The organism is Xanthomonas sp. NCPPB 1128 (genome assembly GCF_001043115.1).
Taxonomy (GTDB): Bacteria; Pseudomonadota; Gammaproteobacteria; order Xanthomonadales; family Xanthomonadaceae; genus Xanthomonas_A.
This window is the reverse complement of record NZ_LFME01000016.1, coordinates 1-15,938: the sequence shown is the minus strand read 5'-3', so window position 1 is coordinate 15,938 and position 15,938 is coordinate 1. Positions and strand designations below refer to the sequence as shown.

At 60.4% G+C, this 15,938-nt stretch carries 9 protein-coding genes; 2 read left to right on the top strand and 7 right to left on the bottom strand.

The genetic code is table 11. The annotated features are described in order from the left end of the window. Positions 1–16 precede the first annotated feature (16 nt). A complete protein-coding gene (locus ACP93_RS11425; protein WP_131721619.1) occupies positions 17–2,941 on the top strand; it encodes a hypothetical protein in 2,925 nt (974 codons plus the stop codon). Here ACP93_RS11425 and ACP93_RS21155 read toward each other — a convergent pair. Genes ACP93_RS21155 through ACP93_RS11400 form a run of 5 tightly spaced genes read right to left on the bottom strand, consistent with a single transcriptional unit; the run spans position 2,938 to position 12,766 of the window. Then, positions 2,938–3,336: a nucleoside 2-deoxyribosyltransferase domain-containing protein gene (locus tag ACP93_RS21155; RefSeq protein ID WP_157862433.1), complete on the bottom strand. Its 399-nt coding sequence runs from the start codon at positions 3,334–3,336 to the stop codon at positions 2,938–2,940. The genes ACP93_RS11425 and ACP93_RS21155 overlap by 4 nt on opposite strands. After that, the gene (locus tag ACP93_RS11415) at positions 3,308–4,015 is read right to left on the bottom strand and encodes a hypothetical protein (protein ID WP_048490814.1); all 708 of its coding nucleotides are present in this window, start codon (positions 4,013–4,015) and stop codon (positions 3,308–3,310) included. Before ACP93_RS11415 ends, ACP93_RS21155 begins: the two co-directional genes overlap by 29 nt. Further along, on the bottom strand, positions 4,012–9,417 hold the full coding sequence (locus ACP93_RS11410; protein WP_048490813.1) for an FtsK/SpoIIIE domain-containing protein: 5,406 nt from the start codon (positions 9,415–9,417) through the stop codon (positions 4,012–4,014). The genes ACP93_RS11415 and ACP93_RS11410 overlap by 4 nt, the downstream gene beginning before the upstream one ends. Then, positions 9,411–10,967, bottom strand: coding sequence for a hypothetical protein (locus tag ACP93_RS11405; RefSeq protein ID WP_048490812.1), 1,557 nt, complete (start codon positions 10,965–10,967; stop codon positions 9,411–9,413). Before ACP93_RS11405 ends, ACP93_RS11410 begins: the two co-directional genes overlap by 7 nt. After that, positions 10,964–12,766 (bottom strand): hypothetical protein, encoded by a 1,803-nt coding sequence (locus tag ACP93_RS11400; protein WP_048490811.1) that lies wholly within the window; start codon positions 12,764–12,766, stop codon positions 10,964–10,966. The genes ACP93_RS11405 and ACP93_RS11400 overlap by 4 nt, the downstream gene beginning before the upstream one ends. Positions 12,767–13,175: 409 nt before the next feature. Here ACP93_RS11400 and ACP93_RS11395 point away from each other — a divergent pair, with 409 nt between their 5' ends. After that, positions 13,176–14,690, top strand: a complete 1,515-nt coding sequence (locus tag ACP93_RS11395; RefSeq protein WP_082143438.1) for an MASE1 domain-containing protein — start codon at positions 13,176–13,178, stop codon at positions 14,688–14,690. On the opposite strand, the gene ACP93_RS11390 is transcribed toward ACP93_RS11395, so the two are convergent. Together ACP93_RS11390 and ACP93_RS11385 are read right to left on the bottom strand one after the other, a co-directional pair. Next, on the bottom strand, positions 14,674–15,096 hold the full coding sequence (locus ACP93_RS11390) for a hypothetical protein (RefSeq protein WP_048490810.1): 423 nt from the start codon (positions 15,094–15,096) through the stop codon (positions 14,674–14,676). The genes ACP93_RS11395 and ACP93_RS11390 overlap by 17 nt on opposite strands. A 132-nt stretch (positions 15,097–15,228) precedes the next feature. After that, positions 15,229–15,864 carry a hypothetical protein gene (locus tag ACP93_RS11385; protein ID WP_048490809.1) on the bottom strand — a complete coding sequence of 212 codons (636 nt, stop codon included), beginning with the start codon at positions 15,862–15,864 and terminating at the stop codon, positions 15,229–15,231. Positions 15,865–15,938 lie beyond the last annotated feature (74 nt).

Below are 15,938 nucleotides of genomic sequence, written 5' to 3'. Positions count from 1 at the left end.
TCCTAGCGGAAGCGAGATGGGTACTCCCTCGCCAGGCCCCGAAGCTTTGCTTCCTTTGTCGAAAGATTGGCTGATTGCTGCGGAAGCGGCTCTGCATCTCGGAATTACTCCTGAGCTATTGTTCTTTTATACGAGCCGTAGTTTTCAGAAGCGCCCAGGGGACAGTCGCCAACTGCCGACTCATGAAGTCGAAGGCTCGACTCGATTTCTTGTTTCGGATCTCGAGGCATTCGACCGCTACCTAATGGAACCGTGGGCCGAGGCAGGCGAAGCGCGCCGCGACTTGCCACAAAAGGTGCTTGCATATCTGCACGCCGAAAGCGGTGGGTGTTGCATGCGGTGTGGTTCGGGTGTCGCAGTGCAGACGGCGCACATCGATCCTTGGGCGGACTCTCGATGCAACCATCATCACAATCTTCTTAGGATTTGCTCGGCATGCCATAACGAGCATGACGCGCACCATAGTCTTCCGACGGAAGAGCTCAGAGGCCTCAAAGCATCAGGAATTGATCGACTCAGAGGAAACCTACGGAGCCGCTTGAAGCTCAGACATCACTTTCCGTCGCCCTCACCTGATCCAGTATTTGTCGGTCGCGCGGAGGAACTGGAACGTATCCGTGACTCGCTGCGCACCGACCGATATCTTCTTGTGCATGGGCCAGGTGGCATAGGCAAGACTCAACTTGTGCTAAGGGCGCTTCAAGCCACCGACACGGAACGGCCCGTGCTCTGGGTCGAGGCAGAACGATACGACGGCATTGAGGCGATGAGGGCGGCTTTGGAGGTTTCGCTTCGCAGCGCCCAGCAAGGAGGTGGTGGATCGCTGGAATCCGCCCTAGACAAGCTGCAGGCATGCTTAGTCATCGATGGACTGGAACAAATCCAAGCCCGGGAAATCGACGCGGTTGACGATTGGATCACGCAACTGCAGACACAATTGATCGAAACGCAGATCATCATCACGTCGCAGGTGGACTTGGCGCAAACCCGAGTGGACAGTTACGTGCGGCTAGCAGGAATTGAAGTTGAAGCTGGCGAGCAGATTCTCTCCCACTACCTACGCCCCGGCACACCAACCGATGCGAGCAGCTGGCAGGAACTCGTCGCGTTCGCAGACGGCCACCCTCTGACCTTGCGCCTTGAAGCGATGTTGATCAACCACTTTGGATCAAGCGCCATCGCGCTGGACCAAATTCGTCGGCGTGGCGCCGACCTACTGGAAGTTCAAAAGAGGTCGTCGCAAAACCGGCGCACCTCTCTTAGGGCGTGCCTTTCTCTCGCATATGACGCACTTTCGGAGGACGAGCGAAAGCTCCTGTATCTGATAGCAAATGCACCAGGCGGACTATTCAGCCGGATGCTGGAAGATAGCCAAGAGTGGGTTGGCGACGGAAGGTCGGCAATTGCGGGCGCTTGGCGATGGGGCCTCATCGAGGGGACGAACCGCGGCGAACCACGTGAGCGCGTCCGCATGTTGTCGCCAATTGCGAGCTATGCAGTCGCTCGATGGAGTAAAGAACGCCCTGACGAGGCCAAAAGCATCACCATGGAGCTAGCAAAAAGCTTTGCGGTGATGGCGGCCGTCATCTCGACGCACTCTGAGCAGAATGGAGGCCTTCCGAACATGGTTGGCCGCTTCGAAGAGGAACTGCCTAACTTGCTCAGGGTGCTGGACCTCGCAGAAAAGCAACCCTACGATCCGCGCCTCGGCCTAATGGCCTCGGGCATCTGCGCTGAACTTATGCGATATTTTTTTGTCATCCACCTAGGCCACGTCGGCAGCCAGGTGATGCTACGTGGAGCCCGAATTGCATTGCGCGATAAGAGGCCGCGAAGCGCCAGCAATCTGCTTACGATGACTGTTGGCCTGGCCCACAGAAGCCAAGAGCGCATCGACGTCACCGCCGCGATGGCCCTGATGGAAGAAATCGGCCACAGATCAGATGACCCAGAGACGTTAGGCAATGTGGCTCTTTGTCGTGCGATAACGGGCAGTCTTCGAGACGACAACGACGTAGTGCATGAGCAAGCCCTTAGCGCCATTGAACACTTCAATGAGGCACTCTCATTCGCTTCGAAGTCATCTGACGAGATTGCAGACCTAGAAGACATTCAGAATGACCTTTCGTCCTCCTATGGCTTATTGGGTGGGGCGTTGCTTGTGAGACGCGAATTCGCCACAGCGGCTAATGCTTATCGCAGATCACTCGAACTAGTTCGAGGGCAAGGCATCGCAGTCAATGCTGGGCAGCTCCACCATCAAATCGGCAACTGCGAGGCGTATCTCGGAAACTTGTCAGATGCCGCCGTTCACTACACAGAAGCAGCGAAGCAGTTCCATGCCATAGGCATGCGAGGATACTTGGGCAATGCGCTCAGCGAATTTGGGCACTTGCTCCTCGAGTTCGCTGCTGAGAGCGACTGGCCAAGCATGCCGAACAACGAGATCATCGAAGCTGGCATCGACGATGTTGCTGGTGCGATCAAAGGCTGTTTTGCCCGATATCCTTTCGAGCTTAGCGCCTGTTCCAGCGCGCTTCGCAATCTGTTCGGGATGATCATCCTGATCAGCTTCAGCAACAAAGAGAAGAATCTGGCCTTTCCTACATCGTTGCGAACGGAGTTGCTTCCATGGGCGGAGGAGTCTGTATGCGCGATAGACGAGGTTTGGTGGGACGAACTTGGCAGCGACGCGGTCCACACATTGAAGGCGCTGCTCAATCTCGAAGCGGCGATTGCACAATTCGAGCGTGATGCCCGAGACGCAAAGACTGCCCCTATTAAATTTTATCGTCTTGCAGCCGCATGCAACAGTCTCGGAGTCATTGGTGGGCACCCCCAAAGAGGGCACCACTGGCTTATCGCTTATTTGTGGCGGCGCTGGGGACTGCCGAGCGACATCCTCAAGGAATACGCGATGCAGCTAGGTGAATCTTTTTAGTCCAGCGACAAGAGGTGATCGAGAGCATCGCCTAGTTTTAGAAAAACACGCTCCGAACACTGACGTACCATCTCGAAGTAGCGCCTCACCGTGGGATCCTCGATCTGGTCGACCATGAAGATTCGTTTGCCTAGCGCGTTCGCGAATCCGACCTCCAGCGCGAGCGAATATCCGCCGGGGTTAGACGCCTCCATGTTGGCCAAGACGATATCGGATTTGCGAACGGCCTCCAAGTCCCATCGCGTGTATTCGGAAGGGTCTTGGATGTTGTGGGAGCTCGGATCGATTAGTTCAAATGATCCGGCCAGGCGAGAAGTCACCTCCGCCTGCCAATTCGATCTGAAGCCGCCTGCCAGATAGATCTTTCTAAGGGTTGGGAGTGGTCTTGCCAGCATTGGCATCCTTCTTAAATTTCAGCTCCGCGACCGCGATCGAAAAGGGAGTCGCCATCGCGCGGCTGTAGAAAACCTCGCCGCGCTTGAAGAGCGCCAACGCCAGGCCCAAAAGCAAGAGCGTCTGCGCCCACCAAGGCGCCGCTTGATCGTAGGCGAAAAGTAACTTGGGTGAGAGCAATGAACACGCTGCAAAGTCGATGGCAACGATCGCCAGCGCAGTACCAACGCCATTGCACAACAGTGAAATAAACATAAACCTGCGACCCATAGACGAGGCCTCAGTGGAAACGGAGAAGGCCACACTTCGCAAGTCGTTGTAGTCCCAATCTTTCGCACTGGAGCCAGTCTGCTGAGTCTTGACCAGCTCGGCGAACCATTCGTAAGACTGGCGCTTCTTCGCTCCTGCTTCGTCAAACACCTTTGCGATCTTGACCCTGGCCAGCAGCCTCTTAAAAGCCTGTTCATGAAGGGCAAGCAAAGCATGCCCGCCAGCGAAAAGGACTCCAGCGAACGTTAGGGCCGCAGCGGTAGAGTCGCCGAGCTTGAACACTGACTTGAGTTGAGCTGGGCCAAGGTGCATGAGCGTCAGACCAACCGCCAAGACGGATCCAGGCACCCACGCACCTATCAGGTCATTGAAGAACTTAGCGATCGTGTCAGTCGCTTCCTCGATCTTCATTCGGCGCCCTCTTTGTCCGCGGCTATAGCTGCCACCGCAGCCTCAATCTCCTGATCCGAAAGGAACGGCGCTTGCGCGAACACGAGCCCTTGTTCACCGTTGAGTTTGGCGGCCAGATGTCCTCGACCGAGCAACAGCTCGGCGCCCGGTCGATCAAGCGCAATCTTGGATGTCGCTTCGCTGGATACCTTCAATATGAGGCGATTGCCCAGGTTTTCCCGAAGCTGCATCGGCATCACGTCCTTGTCGGGGCGCTGGGCCGCGAAGATCAAGTGGATACCGGCCGCACGGGCCTTCACGCCGAGCCGCTGAACCGCGGCTCCCACTGCCGCCTTGTAGGCATCGTCGAGCATCCAGTCAGCGAACTCGTCATGGATCAAGAACACCATAGGCATGCGCTCCTCGGACGAAACCTTAGAGTTGTAGGCCGGCAGATCCCGAGATCGGACTTTCGCGAACGCGCGATAGCGATCTTCCATCTCCTGAACGAGCGCTTTGAGTACCTCGCTAGCCTTCTCCTTCGTTGTAACTATCTCATCGCGCATATGCGGCAAGTCAGCCAAAGGTGCGTAATCGACCCCCATTTTGGGATCGATCAAAATGAGTTGCGCTAGATCCCTTGAGTTGGTCGCAGCGATGTCCAAGATTAGCGCCTGAATCAGCACCGATTTGCCGCTACCGGTTGCACCTGCCACCAGCGAATGCGGCTCGTGAGACGAAAGCCCGCCAAACTCCGAGCCAAGGTTCAGATACAGCAGTGCGCCGTTGATCTCTTGGAGGCCCAAGAGGAATGACGTATTGATGCCGGCGACGTTGCGGTTGAGCTCGCGGCGAGACCACAGCTCCCAGAGCGACACGGACTGGCGTTTGGAGCCGGCGACCGTCACCACAATCTCGCCGGGCTTGGGCTGGACAGTGACGAGATTGATCGCGTGCGTGGTCAGAAGCTGGGTGCGCTTGTTCTCAATGTCTTCGACGCGCAGCCGGTCGGAGCCAGCTAGGCGCACCAAGCAACCATTGGGGGTCAGACGCGTCCCCAAAATGGCCGCTTGTAGCCCGTAACTGTTAAGCGCGGCTTTGAGCTTCTTGGTGACTTCCTGGGCCCACTCCTCCCGCTCAGCGTCGAACTGCGCGCCACCCGCGAACTTGGAGGCAACCAGCTTTGAGAAAGCGGCACCAAGGTTGCCGGCCAGCGCAGGGCTTGGGGCCGGAGCCGGCGGTACGGTGTCAGCTTTGGCGGGGATTTGCGCAGCCTGCGAAGGCTCTTGCGCCAGGCTAGTGCCCGGAGTCGCGGCGGCGGCTTCATCTTCCCCTGGAGCTTCTTCCAACAGCACGCCCACCCCGCTAGCGAGCTGGCCTATGGCGGCGAGCCATGGCACGCGCGGGGCAGGCCTTTTGAAGCCATGCCCATCCCAGGGCTGGTGGGGTCCCAGCGCAGCGCGGGCGCCGAGTCCCCCGGTGCCCTTAGCGTAGGCCTCGGCGAGCTTTCGCAGATCGGACCGATCGAAGACCTCTTGCCAGGATTTCACGCCGTCGGAATCTTCCAAAAGCTCCTGGTCGGAGGCGGAAACCGAGCCGGCGTCCGAGGTGTGAACGTAGACGTGGGAGTAGCCCCGCAGCGAGATATCTACATCGCCCTCACGAAGTTTCGAGCGCGCGCGCTCCATCAGGCCCGTCATGCCTGGCGGGATGTCGGCGTCGATGAGCATATCGGCCAGGCGGGCTAACCACACGTCCCGGTCGAGCCGGCCGGGATCGCCGAAAAGCGCCTCGCGGAACATGCCGAGAGTGGTCAGGAGCTGGTCCTTGGAGTCGCGGCGCGCCTTTGCCAAGCTGTCGGCGGCGACGTATTTGGATTCGACGATTGAGATCACTACGCGAACGCGCTCCTCCCGTTCCTCGACATTGAGCGCAAGGATGTCGGCGATACGGCTCTCTGGCTGCGAAAGCCAGCTTGCGTAGTCGTCGAGCAGGAAGTACGCCGTCAGTATCTGCCCGCCGCCAGCGGCGGCTCTGAATTCCTCTGCGAGCAAATAGCGGCTAAGCACCAGGCCGATCATTTCGCCTGCGGATACGCCACGCTTGGCTGCGCGCAAAACGATATCGCCGGAGACCGATAGCGCATCGCGCTTGGCCTTGTCAGCGGCGGCCTGGACCTCGGAAGCATCGAGTTGCAAATTCAGCTCGTCCAAGCGGCGGCGCACTAGCACGCCTAGCAGACGCAGTTCGGAGGTCGAGCTTACGATCATATTGCGGCCGTTAGTGGAGCCGCGGCGATAGCGGACGACGGTGATGTCGTTGTGCTGAAGTTGGCGTTTGTCGAGCAGCTCGTCATAAGTGGCGACCCACTCGGCCAAGTCATGGGCGTCCTTGATCATGCTGGCCAGCGCGGGGCTTTGCAGCGAGATGCGCCGGGCTGGCAGGAAGCGTTCGCCAGGCAATGCATCAAGCTGGCGGCACACGGCAGCCACTGCGGACACATAGGCCCAGCCCGAGGCCGTCTGCCAAGGGCAGGCCAAGAAGGTAGTGGATTTCAGTTCATTCTCGCCCGAGACGCTGCGGTAGGACCAGCGCGAGGGAGCGTGCTCCAAATTCGGCCGATCGTTCGTCCAGGTGACAGAAAGCCATTCGGACTGCGCCGCCCGCGAGACCACGTCATGCAGGAAAGCTACATCGAAGGCCTTGAACCCCTGGGCGCTCTCGCTCGGCGTGGCCGAGATAGGCGTTACCGCAATGCGTAACCTGGAGATGAAGTTGTCGCTGGTCTCACTGACTACGGGCAAGTCCGGATCCTCTCCGGCCTTGTTGACCAGCTCACCGTAGACGCTGCGCAGCTTTGCCGGATCCGAGTGACGCACCGACACGCTGCATTGAAGCTTCCCGTCCTCCTGAATCGACGAGAGCTCCCGCACGGTAGCCAGCGGCAGCTCGGCCGCATCGGCGTTGTAAAGTACGACGCTCAGGTTCGATGCCTCATGAGGCTGCAAGCCAACGTAGCGCTCCAAGAGCTCTCGTACTTGCTTGGCAGCGGCAGCTGGGTCCACATCGGTCATTGCATCCTGATTGCCCCGCGTGGGCGATTCCAAGAGGCTATAGCCGTTGACCGTGCTGCTCTCAGACACCAGCGTCGGCGCGCCGGCCCGGTTGAGGACAGCGATCTCCGGATAGAACGGATGGGCGATCTCGTCGGAGAACTCGCGCATGAAGATTTCGCGGTCTCCATAGAGGATGTTGCTGCTGGAGAGCAAGTGGGTGGCAAATCCGGCGACACGTCGGGACTTCACTGCCAACGCCTTCATGCGCTCCGGGTGCCATGGCGGGATGATCAGCGCGGGGTTGTCGCCAGCCACGCGGGCCGTGCCTACCGAAAGAATCTCGGAGACCAGACGCGAGCGGCACACGTCGCCGCGCGCTTGGGACATAAGGGTCGCCATCAGGGCGCCGAAGGATTCCGCCTGGCGCATGACGGCCTCGCCATGAAGGCCGATAGAGACGAAGTCCTCCATCGCCTTGATGTAGTCCTCCTCGAACTTGTCCCAGGATGCCTTGACCTCGTCGCGCTGCGGCGGAGTTAGATAGCCGCCTTCCGCGAGGTCCTTGATCCGGCCCTTTATCTCGTGGCGCAGGCTGCGGAGCCTGCTGGCCGCTGGGACCAAGGAACCCGCGTCGGTGGAATAGGTGGCCTCCAACGTGCCGGTGTCGAGCAGCGAGACATTTTGCACCCCACCCTTCTTGCTTACTAGGCGGCGCGGGACTTCTGTGCAACCGGCCGCCCCCTTCTCCAAAAGGCGGCGCATATCTGCGACCATCGACAGGCCAATCGAGGTGGGTTTGTAGCTCCACAAGAGCTGGGTCCTGGCGAGCACATTCTCTTTGCCATTGAAGAACTGGATTAGCGCCACATCGAACTTGATCTGCAAGGCCATGCGCGAGAGCGATGAATTCGGCCGCATCTTGTTTTTCTTGTCGCTGCGGAGCTCCTTCTCCTTGGCAAAGAAGGCCTCATAATCGAAAAGCGGATCGGGGAGGCTCGCATTTCCGAGACGCTCAACCTTCCAATCGGCCTTGGAACCCATGAGCTCCTTCAAGCCACGATACATCGCCGAGAAGTAGCTGCCGGCGTCGTAATTGAAGCGCTCACGCCACTCCTTGCGACCCTTGGTCACGGTGAAGCGCAAGATGCGCTCGCCTTCGGTCTCGCGCAGCCCCGCATGTAGGCTGTTCACTACGCGCGCGAAACCATCGAAAAAGTCGTTGCATTCGATGGGCTTGCCATAGAGAGCCTTCTCCCAGCGCGCGCATAGCTTGGCATCTTGCTCAAGTAGCCGGCGGTACTTGATGAAGAACTCCTCATCGTCTTCGGTAAAGTCGGAGCGCCGCTCGCGCGACTTCAAATCTTCCAAGAACTGGCGGCCCTCGAGGTCGAGCGAATTCTCTTGGTCGCAATCGTGGTCGAGGAAGCGGATGGTCGAGTCAGCCAATCCGAATTGTTTCTCCTTGGGCTTGTCGAAGGCGAGGTAGACGCCGTCGGCCTCCCACTCGAACTGAGCCAGAGCGGAAGACACCTCCTGATCTCCCGCGGGAGCGTTGACGAAAGCAACAAGCGCTAGGCGCGCGGCATCCGTGATCTCAGCCGCATTGGCCTCAATGCGCTCAATTAGCTCGTCGGAATCCAGCGGCTGGCCGTTCTGGCGAAGTTTCTTTAACAGCGGCGCGCGCTGCGTGAAGAGCTTGGCGAAGGCCTTCTGCCAGGGCTTGCGAAGCGGTCCGAAGCTCTTTGCATTGGAGAAGAACCCTGTGTCGCGGGGCAAACCGGCACGCGGCATTGCAAAGCCCAGGGCATCACGGATGGCAAGCCCGCGGATAGACATGGCCTCGACAATTTCGGAGCAGAACTCGCCAAGCTGGACGAGTGAGAGCTCAGAGGAGGCGAGCAATCCGCCCAAGGCCGCATGGAACACCGAGCGGTCATCCGGCACCGGCGCGAGCCCACCGGTGTGCAAGGCAGCCTCGACCCAGGATTCAGGGTCGGCACGCATCTCCTTGGCGCCGATGGCCATGACGTGGCCGAGCGTGTCGGCCAAGTTGTGCTCGTTGCCGTTAGCAGTCAGGATTGCAGCCTTGACGGTCGCAGCGTTGTTGCGGACGTAGCCGGCGTTATGCGGAATGAGGATCTCAGGCGGCAGGCTTTGGGCATCAACCAAGGCCTCGGGGATCATGAGATCCACGCGAGCCAGCAGGTCAGGATTAGCGAGGATCGCTCGCGCCACAGCCGCAATCTGGCTGGACGAGAGCTTGTCGAGCCGGAACAACGCGGCAGAATCGCCGGACTGGCCGGGATTGGAAACCCGCTTGGCTAAGATGTCCGCGCCGACGCGGCCAATAATGCGGTCGGTCAGCATGCGGCCCCTTCCTTCGCGAATGGATTTTCGACAAACGAGCAGGAATCGGAGAGCCTGCGGACCAGGCCCAATCCCACAAGCCGAGCTTCAAGGTTGTCCCGGTTCTCACTGAGTTCCTCTTGGTCTACGAGTTTCGCGTCGACCAAGCGCGCGCCTTCGGCGTCGCCGAGGATGAGGCCATAGCGCTTTTTAGCCTCAGTCAGGAACTCGTCGAACTGCATAGGGTCGTCGACGATGGCCACCACGATCGACTTTAAAAGCCTATCGTTGGGGGCGTAGCGGGTGCGCCGCGAGAGGCGGCGGGAGCTGAGGCCAATCGCCCGCGACCAGGAAGCGTGAATCTTGCCGACGTGCTGCTGATGCCGCGCAAGGGCAAGCTCGGTGAGCTTTTCGACTAAGGTTTCGGGACTCTCGCCCGAGTAGTCCTCGTCGTCGCCCCCATCGGCTGATGGCCACTGGAAGCGCTCGCGCATGAGCCTCACCCGCTCAGCTTCCGAGAACTCACTGGAGGCGGCCTCGGTCCAGCCGGCATCCATGCGGATCGACTCGACATGGGCGCGCACCGCCTTGGCGGGAAGGCCTTGGTTGAGCTGGTAGCTGTCGCCGGAAAGTGTGCGAACCTTCGTGCGTTCTTTGGAAACAATCTCGCAGATGATCTCGACCGGATCATCGTCGCCAGCTACGCGCTTCGCCCGCTCAAGGAAGTAGAGCAGCATGTTGAGCCCCGAGATGACGATCAGGTGCTCCAAGGCGTCATAGATCGGCATATCTCTCGCCAGAATCGACAGCCAGTCATTGCAAATTTGATCAAATCGCGGGTTAGCGGCTTCAGGCAGATAGCCAGACTGCCGGGCTTCATCCGCGCGCTGTGACGTACCTTGCATTGCTCGCGCGAGCCGGTTCATCGGCGCTTCGCGGTCGAACAGGCGCTTAGCCAGCAAGTCACCCAGTTCGGCGCCGCGCTTCGACCGCGTGAGCATCAGGTAGAGCAGCTCGCCAGTACGCGCGAAGAAGCGCCGGTCGTTACTCATTTTGCCCTTTGAGTCGATCTCCAAGTCCTCGTAGAGGGCGTCCGGGCCGAAGGGAAAGACAAATTTTGAACTCCAGCGCTTGTTGCTGCGCGACTCGAAGGAAGAGGAGCGCAGCAGTTCCACGGCCTTAGCGAAATCGTCGAAGCTCGCGAACGAATTGCGTAGGTATGCCATGTCGTCAACGCCGTCACCGTTGCCCGTTGCCCCATGGGCAAAGCGCCCGAACCACTGCCGCCATTTCTCCTCATCCGGTTGTGCGCTTTCGGAGATGGACTCAACGTAGGGGTTGTTGAAAAGCAGGCCGCGGAGACGGATTTGGCGCTGCGGCTGGAACTTGACGGCACCACCAAGGCCCTCTTGGGGGCGAAGCGGCTTGTCGAGGTTCGAGCCCAGTGCGCCGAGAAATTCGAGCACCGTCAAATGAGGGAGTTGCTCGTCGTAGAGACGGTGCCCCCAGATGTTCTCGTCGACGCAAAAATCGACGCTTTTGATCTCAGGCCGTTTGAGGATCTCGTTCATGCCGGAGTCCTCACGGTCACGGGGCGGGCGAACCCACGGCCTCCCGGCTCGATGTCGATGAAATTCAGCGTCAATGCGGATGCTTCCCCGCCGACTTCGTCGTCGTCGCCGGCAAAGCCAGCCCTACAGACGATCTCGGCCTTGCGCAGCAGCTTGGTCTTGAAGGCCAGAAGGTCTTCAAGGCACTCATTGGAAAAGCTTGCTGGCAGCGCGCCCTCGGCCACCCGCGCGAGAAACTCATGCCGGATAGGCGTGAGGTCGAAGGCGACTGAGTTGCCAGGGCTTGGCGAGAGCGATACGTCGAGCTGAAGGCGGCCAGACTCCTCGTTGTACTTGATGGCCATGCCTACGCCACCCTGCCTGCGCGATGGCGTTTCATGATCGCAAAGCACACTCACGCGGCTTTGCGTGAATCCGCCGGAACTGGCAATGAAGATGCGGTCAACGTTCTCCAAGAGCAGGCCCGTCATGACCCGGTTAAGGCCACGCGCAATACGCCCGCGAGTGTTGTCGTTCACCGCCTTCTTGGCCTTGAGTGACTCAATGATGTCCAGATACTCGCCAGCGAAGCGAAAGGCCGTCATTGACCAGCGGGGGTAGCCGGGCTCGGATTCAGGCAGGCTGAAGTAGAGCCGGCGACGCTGGTCCTCAAGCATCTCCATGAACTCAGCGGAGCCGCCATCCAAGCGCGCGCCTTCATAGCCTTCCAAGTAGGCGTCCTGAGCCGCGCGGAAGTCCGCCGTCGCGCCATAGATCGGGTCAACGGCTACTAGACGCGCGAAGTCGGCCTGCAACCGCGAATCGTCCTTACCGTAGACCAGCAAACCATCGGCCGCGTTGGTCGTCTCCTCACCCACACCGAAACTCGCCATAGCCTTGAATACGGGGCGATCAGAAGCCCGTCGCTTAGGCAGGTTGGCCCCGAATGCGTTGGCGTAGATGCTGGCCTTGCCGATGTGGTTGCCCTCTTGGATCTTGGGCACGTCCGCGCAAGTCATCAGGTTCTCTTTTGCCAACTTTGCATCTGCGTAACCGAGGACCATGTTGGAGCACAGTGCTAGCAGATCGCGCACCGGAAGATGTAGCCCATTGAGTCTGGCGATCTCGACCAAGTCGCCGAGCCGGCGCGCGAGCTGCCCGCCATCGGCTTCTCCGAGAAGGCGGCGGCGGTTCTCGTCGATCGGGCAGACATTCCCACCTGCCCTCAAGGAGCAGCGAGAGCAGTTTTCCCATTCGGGATGTCCGGCAACTGCCTTGGCGACTTCGTCGAGCGTCTTGCGGCTGGTGGAGCGGCTGAGATCGAATACAGCCAAGCGGTCGGGCGCGGCCCCTGCTTGCAGGAAGCTCTCCTGCAAGGGCTTGCGGAGCGGATGCATGCGATCCTGCCGTTTACCTAGGTCGCGCAGGCGATCGAGCAGTTGGCCATGGTTGGCCGCCAGGATTACGACTTCGGAGTCGTTGCCTTCCAGAACCGACCTTTCGAGGCGCTGCAGCGGCAGGTCGCTCTCCTGGCCATTGAATTCGGAAAGATCCTTGATGAACACCGCTAGGCGACCATCGGCGAGGCGATGTTCCTTCACGTTCTCTTTGCCCGCCCAGACTTTGGGGTCACCGCCGATGTGGTTCCACAGTGCCCGGCAGTGGTAGGTCTTGCCATCGCCCGCTGTGCCGGCGATCAAGAGCGAGCCCTCCACCTTCGACTCAATATGCCGAATCATGTCGTCGAGCATCGGAGTGGAAAGACGGATCGGTTGGACTTTCGCTCGCCCGATCGCGCCAATGACGTACTCATCGAACATCGTAAGATTGCTCGAAGTTGGCCCATAACTCCTCAGCAAGCGCACCCACGCACTTGTAGGAAAAGAAAATTTTTCAGCTGAACCGACTTCGCTGGTTACGGTAGTCACTCGCTTCGCCCCCTGCCAATTCCCTGACTGCCCCATCTCCGAATCAATTGTGCCATGGAGGCTCAAGGTGGCGACCAGTCCCCAATCCTATTCTGTAGACACGCTGAGAACCAATGGAGCGATGTAAGCCTCAGCCAGCTTCCGCAAGAACATATCCAAGAGTCTAGTGAACCGCTCTGGTTCCGTGGAGGCCACCTCCTGCAAGCCAGGATCCACCGGATCGCCTTGGGTAACTGCCAAATGTCTACTGCTGCAGCGCGCGCGGCTTGTACAGTGGCTCTGACACGCCACGGATGGTCGAATGGCCGCTGTAAAAGACATTGCCAAAGGCGCCTTGCTGAGCGTGGGCTACTGCGCCGCGTTCCTGCTGGCTTGGCGATGCTCCGTGGATCAGTGGTACCTGCCGGCGGGATTGCGCGTTGCCAGCCTGCTGTTCTTGCCCGCGCGGCGATGGCCCTGGTTGTTGGCGGGTGACGCCGCGGCCCTGCTGGTGCTGCGCGTGCCGAGGGTTGATGACTGGGGTACCAGCACCACCTGGGCATACCTGAGCCCGTTCCTCTTGATGCCCGCGGTCTCGCTGCTTCCCGTCACGGCACGCTTTCATATTCCCGATTTGACGCGCAAGGACCACTGGCTGCTACCACTCGCGCTGGTGACCGCCTTATGGAGCACGCTGTGCAACATGGCGCTCAATGCCGCGCTGGGTGGCCCGTCAGGGCCGGCGCCGATCGACACGCTGATCCGGTACTGGCTGGGCGACTACCTGGGCACATTGATGTTCGTCCTGCCGGCGCTCCTTTGGCTGCGCCGCGACGAAGCCTTGCGCCGGCCGTCCCATCTGCTGCATGAAGGCCTGGCTTCCGTCGCGGTGGTGGCGCTTCTGTTCGTCGCTATCACCCTCATTGGCGACACCGTGCTGCGGCAGTTGCTTAGGGTGTTGCTGGTTGTGCCCGCCATCGCGCTCACTCTGCGCCATGGATGGCGCGGTGCGGCACTGGGCGTGGTACTGGCGAACGTCGCAGTGGCCCTGTCGCTGCCCAAGGCCGTCGAAGTCGGCATGCACGACCCACAGGCTTTCGCGGTGCAGATTCTGCTCGCGGTCACCGCCACCGGCCTGTTTGCGTTCGGCTCGCGCCTCTCTGCTGCCTACAGGCAAGTGCGCGATTTCGGGCGCGTGCGGGAGCAGGCGCTGGAGTTCGCACAGGCCGGCTATCTGTCCGCTGAGCGCACCCTGCGCAAGCGGGTGGTCGACTACACCGATCTCACGGTGCAGATCAATCGGATGCGCAGGGATGTTGTGGAGTACCTGCGCTCCCAGGGACACCACTCGGCGGCGATGCAGATGACGCGCACCGGGGTGATCCAGGCTCAACTGCTCGATGAGTACGTCACGGCGCTCTATCCGCTTGGCATCGAGACGCATGGCCTGTATCACACCCTGCGTTCGGTCAGCTTCGCCAACCTGTGCAACACGGAATTCCGCTGGCGGATGCGAGGCGATCCCCGACAGCTTTCGCTGGGACTGCAGCTGGTGGCCTATCGTTGCGTGCTCAACGCCGTGGAAACGTTACCCGTTGCGCGAACCCACCTGATCCAGGCCCGGGTATGGCGGGTGCGGGGCATGCAAGGGATCGTCGTGCGCATCACCGCCGATGCGTCCGTGCTCAACGCGGTGCGCCGCGAACATCCCGAGTCCGATCGGGAACTGTCGGTCCGGCTCAAAACGCATGGCGGCACCTGCCGGCGCCGCCATGCGTTGGCCTTGAGCTTTCTCGTCTCCGAGCGTGTGGGCGTCGGGATCAATCTCGCGAAGTGACCACCCAGGCATCGCCCTTCGCATCCGATCGCAACCAGACCACGAAATCCCCGGTCTGGTAGACCACGCGCCCCGGTGCGGCAGGCGTGGCCGACAGCGACACGCGGGCCACGTCCTTGCCCATGGGAAGGACCCACAACGTCTCGTTGATGCGCCCGACCGCGGCCCGGACCACGCCGGTGGCGTCGTTGATCTGCAGATAGTTCACGCCATCGCGTTGGAACTCGTAGATCCGCCATGCCGAATCGGTGGCAAGGTTGGTCGCGCGGGGAGCGCTTTCACCCAGCCCCGTGGCTGCCGGTACGCCATGCCCGCCCGAGGGGCAGCACGATTGCGCATGGGCCTGGAGGGACAGGGCCGCCCCTGCGGCGACGACTAATGCCAGGGTCTTTGCTTTCATCTCCATCACACTGTTCCTTTTCCCCTGCTGGGGAATGTCCGTCTGCGGTTCAGGCATGACCACGGTACGTGGTCCGCGCTTGGGAGCGGTTGACAAGCTTCCCGGGCGATGTGTGTAGCAGCATTACCAGTGCAGTGGTCAGCGTGAACTGGATTGGCGCAGAGTGATGACCCGATATTGGCCATGGTCCCCGTAGCGCAGTCCCTTCTTTTCGAAGTCGGCACAGAGCCTGTCTTCACCGCAGGGTACCAAGTCGGCCCGTGCGACGCGATCAAGGTACGAAATTTCGGCCCGGCGCTGTTCGGCCTCGGCCAGGGTCGACTTGGCGCTGTAGAGCACGTACCCCACGCCGCACAATCCCATGACGGCCGCCCCCAGCATAGCAATGGACCCCATCCACATGCGGCGCATGGCCGTGGCTTCGAGGGATTGCTGCGCTTGCGCATAGCGCTGGGTGGCTTGCTGCAGCGTCTGGTTCGCAGCGGTCAGCGTGCGATCGAATCGCTCGGCGGCCGGGTCCAGTGCCACCGAGAGTGCCTGTTGCGTCAATTGCGTCAGCCGCGGCAGCGCGTTCTCCACCACGCGATTGACGCTCCGGTCGGCGTTGCCGACCGCGCCATTGAGCACCTGCAGTTGTCGGGAGATCTGGTCTTGCAGGCTTTGCTCCCTTACTTGCATCGTTGCGATCAATGCCGCCATGGCCTTGATCGTTTCTTGCAGCGCCTCGTTGGACGTGTCGCTTTCCGGTAGCGCGGGCGTGCTTGGCGTATCCATCGTGTCCCTCTTGAAAATTCCATTCACCGCAGGATCGGGCTGCGATTACCCGCCACCACCGCCTCCACCACCGG

Coding starts and splice junctions, on each gene's coding strand:
- ACP93_RS21155 (WP_157862433.1), bottom strand. CDS start 3,336: ATGCTGGCAAGACCACTCCCAACCCTTAGAAAGATCTATCTGGCAGGC.
- ACP93_RS11385 (WP_048490809.1), bottom strand. CDS start 15,864: ATGGATACGCCAAGCACGCCCGCGCTACCGGAAAGCGACACGTCCAAC.
- ACP93_RS11390 (WP_048490810.1), bottom strand. CDS start 15,096: ATGGAGATGAAAGCAAAGACCCTGGCATTAGTCGTCGCCGCAGGGGCG.
- ACP93_RS11415 (WP_048490814.1), bottom strand. CDS start 4,015: ATGAAGATCGAGGAAGCGACTGACACGATCGCTAAGTTCTTCAATGAC.
- ACP93_RS11405 (WP_048490812.1), bottom strand. CDS start 10,967: ATGAACGAGATCCTCAAACGGCCTGAGATCAAAAGCGTCGATTTTTGC.
- ACP93_RS11400 (WP_048490811.1), bottom strand. CDS start 12,766: ATGTTCGATGAGTACGTCATTGGCGCGATCGGGCGAGCGAAAGTCCAA.
- ACP93_RS11395 (WP_082143438.1), top strand. CDS start 13,176: ATGGCCGCTGTAAAAGACATTGCCAAAGGCGCCTTGCTGAGCGTGGGC.
- ACP93_RS11410 (WP_048490813.1), bottom strand. CDS start 9,417: ATGCTGACCGACCGCATTATTGGCCGCGTCGGCGCGGACATCTTAGCC.
- ACP93_RS11425 (WP_131721619.1), top strand. CDS start 17: ATGGGTACTCCCTCGCCAGGCCCCGAAGCTTTGCTTCCTTTGTCGAAA.